Annotated in this window: 9 protein-coding genes and 1 pseudogene; 7 read left to right on the forward strand and 3 right to left on the reverse strand. The window is 47.2% G+C overall.

Annotated features, from left to right (window positions below; translation table 11 throughout):
• Positions 1-127: 127 nt before the first annotated feature.
• Positions 128-799: pseudogene (locus FJU30_RS20525) on the reverse strand (tyrosine-type recombinase/integrase); the annotation flags it as partial.
• 433 nt (positions 800-1,232) lie between these two features.
• On the opposite strand from FJU30_RS20525, the gene FJU30_RS20530 reads away from it, so the two are divergent.
• The 7 genes from FJU30_RS20530 (at position 1,233) to pcaF (ending at position 10,226) form a co-directional block, all read left to right on the forward strand.
• The gene (locus tag FJU30_RS20530) at positions 1,233-1,742 is read left to right on the forward strand and encodes a MarR family winged helix-turn-helix transcriptional regulator (RefSeq protein ID WP_150436846.1); all 510 of its coding nucleotides are present in this window, start codon (positions 1,233-1,235) and stop codon (positions 1,740-1,742) included.
• Between the two features lie 62 nt (positions 1,743-1,804).
• Positions 1,805-2,677 (forward strand): DMT family transporter, encoded by an 873-nt coding sequence (locus FJU30_RS20535; protein WP_191091656.1) that lies wholly within the window; start codon positions 1,805-1,807, stop codon positions 2,675-2,677.
• Between the two features lie 36 nt (positions 2,678-2,713).
• A complete protein-coding gene (locus FJU30_RS20540) occupies positions 2,714-3,766 on the forward strand; it encodes a hypothetical protein (protein WP_150436848.1) in 1,053 nt (350 codons plus the stop codon).
• A 632-nt stretch (positions 3,767-4,398) separates the two neighbouring features.
• Complete coding sequence (locus FJU30_RS20545) at positions 4,399-5,349, forward strand: ArdC family protein (RefSeq protein WP_150436849.1); 951 nt, start codon at positions 4,399-4,401, stop codon at positions 5,347-5,349.
• Between the two features lie 1,313 nt (positions 5,350-6,662).
• Positions 6,663-7,805 carry a thioester reductase domain-containing protein gene (locus FJU30_RS20560; protein ID WP_150436850.1) on the forward strand — a complete coding sequence of 381 codons (1,143 nt, stop codon included), beginning with the start codon at positions 6,663-6,665 and terminating at the stop codon, positions 7,803-7,805.
• Between the two features lie 15 nt (positions 7,806-7,820).
• Positions 7,821-9,002: an MFS transporter gene (locus FJU30_RS20565; RefSeq protein ID WP_150436851.1), complete on the forward strand. Its 1,182-nt coding sequence runs from the start codon at positions 7,821-7,823 to the stop codon at positions 9,000-9,002.
• Positions 9,003-9,023: 21 nt separating this feature from the next.
• Positions 9,024-10,226, forward strand: coding sequence for a 3-oxoadipyl-CoA thiolase (pcaF, locus tag FJU30_RS20570; protein WP_150436852.1), 1,203 nt, complete (start codon positions 9,024-9,026; stop codon positions 10,224-10,226).
• 3 nt (positions 10,227-10,229) lie between these two features.
• Here the strand turns inward: pcaF and FJU30_RS20575 are convergent, their stop codons facing one another.
• Together FJU30_RS20575 and FJU30_RS20580 are read right to left on the reverse strand one after the other, a co-directional pair.
• Complete coding sequence (locus tag FJU30_RS20575) at positions 10,230-11,132, reverse strand: LysR family transcriptional regulator (protein ID WP_150436853.1); 903 nt, start codon at positions 11,130-11,132, stop codon at positions 10,230-10,232.
• Positions 11,133-11,586: 454 nt separating this feature from the next.
• On the reverse strand, positions 11,587-12,855 hold the full coding sequence (locus FJU30_RS20580) for a tyrosine-type recombinase/integrase (RefSeq protein WP_150436854.1): 1,269 nt from the start codon (positions 12,853-12,855) through the stop codon (positions 11,587-11,589).
• Between the last annotated feature and the right edge of the window lie 57 nt (positions 12,856-12,912).

Raw genomic sequence — 12,912 nt, forward strand, 5'->3', positions numbered from 1 at the left:
CCGCTTTCGAGCAGTAACGCTACAGCCCTGCGCTTGAACTCTGGGGTATATTGTTGTCTCGTCATAGTGACCTCGCTTTCGTTGACTGATTTGAAAACAAGGTGGGCGCTAAATCAAGGACAGATCATTCCCGTCCTTGATGATAGCCGTCAATACGTTCCAGTAGTTCCGGCAGACGCTCCAGCGGCAGGGCCGGATAATGGCGTCTAACCGGCGGAGCCGTTACGCCGACCAGATTCAACGCCGGGTTGTTTTCAATCCATCCTTGCTGAACCGCGTAACGCATAATATTGCACAGATGCTGCCGTGCGCGGGAGGCCACCTCTAGCAAACCTTTTTCCTCAATACCTTTCAGGAGGGCAGTGAAGTGTCGGGTTTTCAGTTCCGTTATCGGCTGATTACTGATCACCGGAAAAACATGATTGTTCAGGCTGGCAAGCAGGCGAGCGGCATGGTTCTCCGACCAGGTTCTGTTGCTTTTATGCCAGCTCAGCGCAACGGTCTTGAAACTCTTTGCTGGTGAACGCGCTGCCTTTTCAGCGGCTCGTTGCTGCGCCGGGTTGATATTCTGCACCAGTAGTTTGCGGAGTACATCACGTTTCTGTCGTGCTTCCGACAAACTGATTAACGGATAGGCGCCCAGCGCTATGCGGGTTTCTTTGCCACCGAAATAGTACCTGAAGTACCAGAGACGTGAACCTGTAGGTTTAACGTGGAGATATAGACCGTGTGAATCGGATAGTTTTATGGGGGTAACGGGAAGTTTTAAGTTGCGGATTTTCGTGTCGTTTAGGGACATATGCGGGTCACTCCGTTATCGAACTGGAAAGACCCCAAATCTGACCACCATTTTTCCCGATGCGGAGGGAAAACTAGAAACGCATCGGGAAGACTTTCCACGCTAACCTATTGAATCTGAATCACATAGGGATTCGCAAAGTGGCATGAAAACAAGAATTTGGCTCCTCTGACTGGGATCGCCTTTGCCAGTAACTGGCTAATGAAAAAGCTAAATCAGAATTCTCTCGCTGTCAAGACCCCCAGAATGACCACCAATTAATCATAAGTGCTATCTGGTAGACCTGTAATCCCCACCAACCTGACCTCACACTCTTACAAAGTGTTAGCTGATAAAAAATCTCGTGTATTCGTCAGGGATATGGCTTGCAGAATAGATACATGAGTGATACATATATATCAACATTGTTATTCCTTACTGGTGGTGTGCCCTTATGAACCAGACAGACCTGCGCTTGATGAACATCCTCGGAGCCTTCTGTTTCTCGGTATCCGATCGTGTTTCAGCAGCGACCAATGAGGCGCTTGGTATGAATGCATCATATCCATCTGCGTTGGTTCAAATTGGGTTGTTCTCTAACCAGCTTAGTAGCCTGGAGTCCGCCCTCTCTATGGGGCAGTCGGCAGCGACGAGGCTTGTACAGCGCCTGGAAGAGATGGGGTACGTCTACAAGAAGCGCTCTCCTACTGATAGCAGAGCCTCAACATTGCATCTGACTGATAAAGGCATGGAAGAAATGCAAAGCATCGTACAGGAGCGATATAAGGTTCTTGGTCAGATCATTTCTCCATTAAGTAGTCAGGAGCAGACAGTTTTTTTGGGGCTTGTTTCAAAAATACTGGAAGGTACTGTCAAAGATCGCCAAACATCAGATTCAGTTTGTAGGCTTTGTGATCTGACTTCTTGTCCTCAAGAGTGTTGTCCAGCCGAACCTTTTAAATAGATATTATTAATTTTAAAAATATTGGATGAATAATGATGTCAAATGTTCATATAAGGGGCGTTGTGTCTGCTATTCTTGCGGCTCTGTGCTGGGGAATGGCTTTAGTAATGTCAAAGGGAGTGCTGGTATCCTTCCCTCCACTGCTTCTTTTATTAATACAGCTTGCCTCAAGTGTTATATTTATATGGAGCATTATATTCTTCAATAAAATCACTATTCCGGATATCAGGGCATTAAAAAAAGTAAGTGCTCTTGGGTTGTTTGAGCCATTTTTGACCTATATGCTGGTTCTTATAGGACTAACTTATACAAGAGCTTCTGATGCAGCCTTATTGCAATCTTTAGAATCTATTTTTATAGTAATGCTTGCAGCTCTATTGTTTAAAGAGAAAGTCAGTGGGTTATTTGTTTTTCTATCGTTATTTATATTGTCCGGTCTCTATTTTTCTGTTGGTGGCAATTTAAAAGGATTGATGAGTAACGGCATGATCGGGAATTTACTGATCGTTACCGGAATGTTCAGTGCGGCGGTGTATGTGGTGTTAACATCACGCTCTATAGCCGCAGCTGATGCTATTGTTATTGTGGCTTATCAGCAAATTGTTGCACTTGTGGCAACTACGATAGTTTTTTCTGGAGAATATCTGTTTACCGACTATTCTGTTTCATCTCCATCAATTGGTATTGTTATTTTTGCTATCATATCAGGAATTTTTCAATATGCATTAGCATTTACATTTTACTTAACCGCATTGAAACACATAAGTGCGGGACTGGCCGGGATGTTTCTGAACCTTGTGCCTGTTTTTGGTATCGTGGGTGCATATCTGTTTCTTAGTGAAAAGATGGAAGGCACTCAGATAGCCGGAAGTGTTATTACAATCTTTGCTTTGCTCATGATGAGCATATTATCAGGTAAGACGGGTGAAAGTTAAAATGTGATGTTGTAAAATGTCTGCGAGGTAAATAATATGGAACTCAGAGAATTACTCGGTAACATGCCGAGGAGCGATCTTGACTCTTTTGGCAAAGATATTGATAAAACGAATGAGCTTCTTTTTAGTGAACCGGATAAAGAGAAGAAGAAAGAAATTCTTTTCGATTGGGTGAAGCGGTTTCAACCGTGTATGCTGGGGCGCTTAGGAGCGGGTAAGAAGCAGCATATCAATATTTCCGTTTATGTTATCGATGACAACGATGTGAAAAAAGGAGATGAATATCTTCATAATTATCTTCAGGATTGCCGTCATGACTGGAAACGACGCAGCGCTAAAGGAGAAAGCGATGCTGTGTTGTATTTCTTCAATATAAAAGAACTGGCTACTGCCGCTCCATCAGATCTTTTGGTTGAAGCATTTGAAAAATTATCCAATTTCATCTTCCATGAATACGCGCCGATACATACGGATGTTATCTATACCGAAGCAGCTCCATTGGAAATGGATGGAAAGATGTTTCTTTATAAAGCTGGAATAAATTTCTTCCATACTGCGGCCCACCTTACGGCTAACCACGATCGCCGTGTGCCGGGAGGCGCAATTATCTCAATTAACTCTGTTGGACATTATGCAAACAATCTTATCCGAATGGGATTGTTCCCTGATTTAGAAACGGCTGTCAGTCATATACAAAAACTGGCATGGCAGTCCATAGGTAAAGGTGGTTTCAGTGCTGGAGGGAAAGATAGCTCTACCAGTTGGCATAACATTGATCCTGAAAACACCTGCCCTTTTCATCAGCGACCAGGTAACGTTCCTGATAATTTCTCCATTAAAAACTATACGGCGAAATACCATACAGATATATTGATCCCAGATCGTCTTACCCGGAGTTTAAGTGAAATTGATGACGAGAAATTTGAAAAGTGGAAATGGTTAACGATAGAATACTTTACAGCACAACAGTATGAGTTAGGTTGTATTGATTTTGGGATGTTTCATGGGTATCGGGTTGACTTTGAAGCTATAGACTTTAATCCATTTCCACCAATCAAGGCGGTTAACTCTCCTGACCTGATTTATTAATTTTTAAGTTAAATACGTAAGACTCTTAGTTCGGGAGGAATTCTCCCTACCAGTAAGATAGGGAGATCTTAATTTATTTCTTTGTCTGCAACTTCATTTATCATCTTTAACTGATGGTATTATTTGCAAACTATATAATCAGAACTGCAGATGCGATAAATTTAACTAAATAACTCTGGTATCACGGATCTAATAGCAACAGCTTAAGAGGTGTAACTGAGACGTAGCGAAGTGAGCACCAAACAGACACGGCTCAGGAGTGGAAACGAGTCAAAAACAGCCATACGACCCAAACCCCAAACCCCAAACCCCAAACCCCAAACCCCAAACCCCAAACCCCAAACCCCAAACCCCAAACCCCAAACCCCAAACCCCAAACCCCAAACCCCAAACCCCAAACCTGTTTCACCACTGCGGAGTAAGGGGTGCTACGCCCGGTTATGCAGGGGCTGATTTTTCTCCCGTGTGCTTTTCGTTCCCGTATTTGCTTCCGGTTAATCGTTTCCCGTTGCAACCCGTCCCGCAAGGGTGAAGTACACGCATGCTGCGCCCCTGCGGGCCAGAACGACGCCGGGAAAACGAACCGTCAGGCGATACGAAGACGAAAATCACACCACTGACGGAGAAAAACCATGACTATATCCCTGCATAACCAGACTACCGCCCCTAACCCCGTAGCGGCGACCAGCGTATCGTCGCTGGAGCACTCAGGCTCCTCAAAAACGAAAGGGTTGAAAAGCCGGACTGATATTTATCAGACCGTGACAGACAGCATCATTGAAGCGCTGGAAGCGGGTGTAAAACCGTGGTCCTGCCCGTGGCAGCGCATACCGGGTATGTCTGGTCTGCCATCCAATTACGCTACCGGCGTGGCCTACAGCGGGATGAATATCATGCTGCTGTGGTGCAGTGCCTCAAAACAGGGGTTCAGTGATCCGCGCTGGATGACATACAAACAATGTCAGACCGCTGGCGGTCAGGTACGTAAGGGGGAGCGCGGAACAACCGCTATTTTCTACACCACGCTGGAGAAAGAAAACGACGAAGGTGAAACAGAACATATCCCGATGCTGAAAACCTTCATGGTATTTAACCTTGACCAGATTGACGGTCTGCCCGTGACGGAGGAAACAGGAGCAGAAGTCCCCGCCGCTACGTTTGACCCGTTACCGCAGGCAGAAGCGCTTTTCCGCCGCAGCGGTGCAAAAATCATTGAGAAGGGGCAGAATGCGTTCTTCATGCCCGCCACGGATGAAATCTGGCTGCCTGAGCGCCATCTGTTTAACGATGCGGCTAACTTTTATGCCACCGGCCTGCATGAACTGGTTCACTGGACCGGGGCAAAAGCCCGCCTTGACCGTGAAATGAAAGGGAAATTTGGCAGTGAGAGTTACGCTTTCGAGGAATTGTGCGCGGAACTCGGCAGTGCTTTTCTGATGGCTGATTTGGGGATTAAAGGCGAGGTTCAGCACGAGAGTTATATTGCGTCCTGGTTGCAGGCACTGAAAAACGATAAACGTTATATTTTCAGGGCGGCCAGTGCGGCATCTAAAGCGCACCGTTATCTGATGGATAAGAAATGAGTATAACATAAGGTGCTGCAAGGGAATGCGGCTTTAGCCTTATATCGGGTCGGACAGGATGAGAGATATTCCAGGAGATATTATTTTTTTCCTGAGAATATTCCGGGCATCTCATACCCGGAATATTCTCAGGCTGCGGGCGCGGGCGGCAAAGAGCCCGCGCATCCCGTAAGTCTCTTCCGTGGCAGTTCGCCCTATGCCATTGCCCCGCTCATTCGGACCACGATATGGGGCGAATGGACAGGGCGAACCTTATAAAATCCCGGTGTTGTTTTTTCCACGAAAACGGACGCGCCACGGATACCTGTTTTCATGCTGACACAGGCGTTGACTATGGGCGTCGCGGATGGACGTCAGACCCCACGCCCACTGGAGACGCCCACAGATGACGTCCATGAACCGGTTGCCCGCATCCTGCGGTCATGCCCGTTATCCACGCTTTCAGAAAACAGCCGACCGGTGGTCGTCCGTCCCCTGAAACGCCCGCATGACGGGCAACGGCGTGTGCCATGTCGTTCGGGCTGAACGCCCTTACTGCATGTCACATGGGGGTAATGTCGTGGCTGGACGCCGCGCCAAAACCCCCAGGGTCAAAGGCGGCACACCGTCGCACGCTACGCGCGACCAACCCCTTTAAGACGCTGCGTTTAGCCTGTTTTTTCTTTTCCTCGCGAGCTCGGAGCGAAAAAACGGGAACGCTGCTTTAAAGGGGTTGGTCGCGCCTGGTCGGCAATATTCCCCGTGGGCGGGAAATATTACCTGGCTTGACGGTGTGCGGGGCAGGCCCCCCACAAAAACCGGCACGTGGGCGTGCCTTTTTGCTCGCCGGGGCGGCAAAATTTTTGCGGCTCCCCCCGGCCTGCTCAATTCGCTTCGGGCGAATGTTCGCAGGTGGGCGCGGTGCCTGAAAATTAACAATTCCTCCGGAACTGAATTTTCTGTCCACGCTCCACTTGCTTATTTTTACGGCTTAACAATTTCTTTGAAATTGAAGCCAAAAATCAGCAAGCCTTAACACCATCGTCTGAAATCTCAGTGCATTATTTTTTTCGTCATAAATCGAAAAGCATGCTCATATTCGCTTTTTTGTGTTTCATTAACATCTCTATTATCGATTAAATACTGATGTAAATCAAAAATATCCCCCCCTTAACATGAGAGGTTTTGTTGTTCTTCACTTATGCCCTGTACTTATAGCAATAACTTCAGTTTTGCTTTCTGTGCAAAACAATTATGCCCGTTTTGTGTATTCCTCAATGAGTGACTGTTACATAGAGTAAATGTGCCTTCCCAATTGTTTTGAGGATTCTGATATGCACAGCAAGAAAAATGTATTATTAACAGGTGCGACGGGTTTCATTGGTTCATATCTGCTGGCTGATCTTCTGGAGAATAAAGATATCGGGAGGATTTATATTCTTTCCCGGAAAGTGGATAAAAATAATGAAAAGGAAAGATTGTTCACCGCATTTGAAAAATTTTCGGTGCCAGGCCATGAACGACTGGCAGCGGCAACCAATATATCAGTCATTGAAGGCGATATTACGCAGCCCCGCCTGGGTATATCCGATGCCGCTTTTGAAGAACTCTGTTCAGAGGTGGATGTTATTCACCATATTGCGGCACGTGTCAATCACATCCGACCATATGAAGTGCTAAAAGCGCCCAATGTGGACAGTGTCGCAGATATCATCAGCATCGCTCAGAAAGGTCGGGATAAAATCATTAATTTTGTTTCAACGTTAGGGTCTGCGGCTAAAAAGGACAAGGATGGTCGTTATGTTGAGGCCTTTCCGGGTAATGCCGTTCTTAACTCTGACATGGGGTATTTGCTTTCGAAATGGGAATCTGAGCGTCTTCTGGAGAAATTTCAGGATCAGGGTGGAAAAGTTAATCTTTTCCGGCTCGGTTATATTTCAGGTCACAGCCATACAGGTGCTTCGCTTTTTGCCGATAACCAGTTTATGCTGTTTATCAAAAGCTGTATTCAACTGGGTTACGCCCCGGTTCTCCCCAGAATGATTAATTTCACTCCTGTCGATTACACCACAGCCATCATGGCTCAATCCAGGTATATGTCAGAAGGGGGAGATGTTCTCAATCTGTTTAACTATTCCGGACTTATCAGTTGGGAAGACATTGTTTCATGGCTGAACTTACGTGGGTATAAAATTGAGACTACGGAATTTTATGACTGGCAGAAAAAACTTCTGGCGGATAATGAAAGTAATGCACTCTTCCGTTTTCTTCCACTTTATGGCGTTGATGGCTCTCATGATAAGATCCTCAGGTTTGGCCGTGAAATTGATAAGTTTGATTTCCATAATACGATGGCGGCGACTGAGCGCCTGGCCTATAAATTACCTGCTTTGAGATACGAATTACTGGATACCTATTTAAGGTATCTACAGTCAGTTGATTTTTTACCAGTACCTCACGCTGTAAATGCTGCTTAAACAGGTCTGATATTTATGGAAAGAACACAAAGTAGTTATTTTGCACTGGCTTGTCTGTGTGCTTTTGCTGTTGCCAATATTTATTATAATCAGCCCCTGCTTGAACTCTTTGCAAAAGATTTCGCGGTTGATGAAAAACATGCCGGTTCTGTTGCGATGTTTGTACAACTGTCTTATGCAGCAGGTCTTGTTTTCTTCGTGCCACTGGGCGACCGGTTTGAACGCAGGAAACTTCTTATTATTTTATTGGGCATTAATGCTGCTGCTTCGGCAGCGGCCTCTTTCACGCAAACGATTGGACAGCTACTTACTGTAAATATTGTCATTGGTATGACATCTGTTGGTGCACAGATTGTCATTCCGATGGTATCCCTGATAGCTCCTGCGGAACAAAGAGGACGTGCAGTTGGAACCGTGATGAGCGGATTAATGGCTGGTGTCCTGTTTGGCAGGATCCTGTCCGGATTTGTTGGCAATTATTTTGGATGGCGGTCGATGTATCTTGTGGCTACTGCTCTGGATCTTCTTTTGCTTATTATGGTTCCCAGACTTTTACCACACAGTAAAACGGCGGCATCACAGATCCCCTATCATTTACTGCTGAAATCACTTATCACTTTTTTTATAAAAGAAGGTGATCTCAGATTATCATGTTTTTGTGGGGCAATGATGTTTGGTGGGTTTAGCGCATTATGGGGTGGGCTTGCATTTTTACTTGCGCGACCACCTTACCATTATGGCAGTGATATTGTCGGCAGTTTCGGATTTGCAGGCATTGCCGGGATTCTTGCCACACCTTATATAGGGAAAATGGCTGACCGTTACAGCCCACGTATTGTTGTATTAGTGGGAAGTGTGATTGCATTACTGGGTTTTATCTCTGTCTTCTTTTCTCCTCATTATCTGTTTGCGTTAATTGTTGCTCTTGTTCTTCTCGATATCGGAGGACGGGCAGGGCTTGTGGGGAACCAGCTGAGAGCGCTGGCATTATCCGCAGAAGGAAGGAGTCGTTTAAATACAGTATTTATGTGCTCTTATTTTATCGGTGGTGCTGTCGGAACCCGTGCGGGGGCTGAAATCAGTGTCCGGTACGGATGGACCGGGATCACTGTAATGGGATTTATTCTTTCCTGTTTTGTCCTGTTGCTGAATATGAGACAAGCGAATACGAATAAAAATACTGATGCTCTGGCCTGAGTGAATTTAAGAGGAAATAATATGATGAATGCCTATATTTGTGATGCCGTTCGTACCCCTTTTGGGCGTTATGGTGGAGCCCTTTCCTCTGTACGGGCCGATGATCTTGCAGCGCTGACGATTTCTGCTCTTATGGAAAGAAATCCGGCCATCAATTTCAGCAATATTGATGATGTTATTTTAGGTTGCGCGAATCAGGCCGGTGAGGATAACCGGAATGTCGCCCGGATGGCTCTTCTGCTGGCTGGCCTGCCTGCCAGTGTTCCGGGTACAACAATAAACCGGTTATGCGGCTCCAGTCTTGATGCCATTGCGGTAGCGGCGCGGGCAATCAAATCCGGTGAAGTCAATCTTATTATTGCCGGGGGAGTGGAAAATATGAGTCGTGCGCCGTTTGTTTTAGGTAAGTCAGACAAAGCTTTCTCGCGAAGTTTGAACATCGAAGATACAACAATGGGATGGCGATTCATTAATCCTGAAATGAAAGCTCGTTATGGCGTGGATACCATGCCTGAAACTGCTGAGAATGTTGCCCGCCAGTTTGGCATTTCCCGTGAAGAACAGGATTTGTTTGCTCTGACCAGCCAGAGGCGGGTATCAGATGCTTATCGTAACGGGATTTTTAACGATGAGATTATTCCCGTCACCTTACCTCAGAAAAATAAAGAGAATATTATCTTCAATAAGGATGAACATCCACGGGAAACCACGCCAGAGGCATTATCCCGTCTCAGAGGGGTTGTGACAGCAGATGGTACGATCACTGCTGGTAACGCATCAGGGATCAACGACGGCGCGGGAGCGTTATTAATCAGCAGTGAAACCGGGTTGTCCGAATATTCTCTTTCGCCAAAAGCGAGAATTCTGGCATCGGCAGTTGCGGGCGTAGAGCCAAGGATCATGGGAGTTGGCCCGGTTTCAGCCGTCAGGAAAGTTCTTGAACTGGCAGGACTCACCCTCGACCAGATGGATGTGATAGAGATTAATGAAGCGTTTGCAGCTCAGGCGCTGGCAGTGATGAAACAACTGGATATTGAAGTTAATGATGAACGGATTAATCCCAACGGCGGAGCAATAGCGCTCGGACATCCGCTGGGGGCAAGCGGTGCAAGGCTTGTTATGACGGCCTGCTATCAACTGCAAAGAACAAAGGGGCGCTATGCACTTTGCACAATGTGTATTGGTGTCGGCCAGGGTATTGCCGTTATCATCGAACGAATTTAGTCACTAAATAACAGCCGTAAGATTATCACGCAAAAATTGTAAAAAAACAGCCAGTTTGGGTGTCATTCTGGGAAGCGCACGCAAAAAATGGATATCGTCAACTTTCTGCTGCGGGTCATCAAATATATTGACCAGCCTGCCAGCTTTAATATCCTGTCCCACAACCCAGTTGGGCAGAAAGACGATCCCTAATCCTGAAATGGCTGCTTTTAGCAGAGCTTCGAAATCATTGCAACGCATATATAAGCGATACTCTCCTCCCTGAGTGTCGATAATACGACTCCATGAAATGGAGTGTGGATCATGATATTTGTCCAGAATATGGTGGCCGGGGAGTTCAGTCGGTCCACCGGGAACCCCATATTGCTCAATATAACGAGGGCTTGCACAGGCAATCCAGGTCTGGTGCGCTATTTTTGTCGCATACAGTGAGCTGTTTTTTAGTTTACCAATGCGAACCGCTGCATCAAGGCGTTCTATTGATGGGATTTCAAGTTGCTCTGTAAGATCCAGAACAAGATCCAGAACAAGATCCACATCAGGATAATGAGATTTGAATTCTGGTAGCCAGGGGAAAATATGGAGTTTTGCAAAAGTCGGCAAACAACTGATGCGCAATGTCCCTGTCACTTCTTCATTTAAAGAAACGATTTCATCACGCATATCATTGAGCGCTTCAAGTACCCCCACTGCACGGGTAAACAATGCATCGCCGATTTCTGTTAAATGAATGCCACGGGTGCTTCGTGTGAAGAGGGGGGCTTTCATTACCGCTTCAAGCATATCAATTTTTCGCATGATGGATGACGGGTTTACGCCGTGGCGGCGTGCAACCGCTGAAAATGAACCACATCTTGCTATTTCAACAAACAAAGAAAGGTTTTCTGTATAACGGTAAATGTCCATTGTTTCTCTTGATATATTTCACCACTCCCCTGGCAGGGATACGATTTCGTCTGACCTGAGCCCGGACAGAAACCAGCAACAAATCCACCCCTGGATTATCGGAGGCTGATTTTGTCCGGGGTGAGCATCGTAACACCAGAGCAGATAATGATGCCAGAAGCGCGGCCCTGTTTCTCATCTGGCCTGTCTGATGTGTCAGGTTCAGCCTGGGAAGCCCCTCCAAAATTGCCCAGAGAGCTGACAGTGGCAAATTCTGTTAACGCGTTCTGCCAATAACAGAAACAGGGTTGTTCGCAGGTTCAGACAGCAGCGTGAGAATGCGCGACCCTGCTGTACTCACTGAACGGCATAGAACCGGAAAATGGCTGCGTTTCTACATTACAGATTAAATGAATAATGCCGTGCCAGCACAGGCTGATACGGCTTTTTTCATAATCTTATTATGCCCGATGCATTATGCCGCTTTGTGGCCGTCTTCCTGACCCTGGATATACGGCGGCACATATGCTTCCCGGCAGGTATCCAGATAATCCGACCACCACTGCATCATCGCCTTACGGGCTTCCAGATGTTCCGCTTTGTGGATATAAGCCAGACGCACGGTGTTGCGTTCCTGATGGCTCATCTGGCGCTCCACTGCATCCTGCGACCATAAACCGGATTCCATCAGGGCACTGCATGCCATTGCCCGGAAGCCATGACCGCAGATATCCTCTTTCGTGTCCCAGCCCATAAGGCGCAGTGACTTATTCACGGTGTTTTCGCACATCGGCTTGTACGGGTTATGGTCGCCGGGGAACACCAGTTCACCATCACCGGAAATCTCCTTAATCTGTTTCAGAATGGCGATGGCCTGTTCTGAGAGGGGCACGATATGCGGGGTGCGCATTTTTGCACCTCGCCCGGAATAACGTACGCCTGCAATGGCTTCGCGTGCCCCGGGTATCGTCCAGACCCGGTTCCTGAAATCAATCTCCGACCAGCGGGCAAAACGCAGTTCACTGGAGCGAATGAACACATGTAACGTCAGCAGGACGGCAAGCCGGGTGAGTTCCCGTCCCTGGTGATAACCGTCAATCCGTTCAAGCAGTTCAGGCAGCCGCTCCAGCGGCAGGGCGGGATAGTGGTGTCTCATGGGGGGAGCCGTCACGCCATCAAGATTTGCCGCCGGGTTGTTATCGATTAATCCCTGATGAACTGCATAACGCATTATGTTGCTGAGGTGCTGCCGCGTGCGGGACGCGACTTCCAGCAGGCCCTTTTCCTCAATGCCTTTCAGCAGGTCAATGAAATGACGGGGTTTAAGCTCTGAGACTGACAGGTGACCGATAACCGGAAATACATGATTGTTCAGGCTGGCAAGCAGGCGGTCAGCGGTGTTCTGCGACCATTTCTTATTGCTTTTATGCCACGCCAGCGCCACGGTTGTAAACACCTTCTCCGGTGTGCAGGCTCCGCGTTCAGCGGCACGTCGCTGCGCCGGGTTGATGTTCAGCGCCAGCATCTTACGGATGCCTTCGCGCTGCTGGCGGGCGTCAGACAGGGAGACGGCAGGATAGGCACCCAGTGCAATACGGGATTCTTTGCCGTTAATACGGTATTTAAGATACCAGAGACGGGAACCGCCCGGTTTGACCAGAAGATACAGACCGTGGGAATCGGAGACTTTAAAGGATTTATCAGAAGGTTTGAGACTACGGATTTTCGCATCGGTAAGGGACATATGGGGGTCACTCCATTATCGAACTAACCTGACCCCAGATTTGACCACCAATTTTTC

It is taken from the genome of Affinibrenneria salicis (assembly GCF_008710095.1).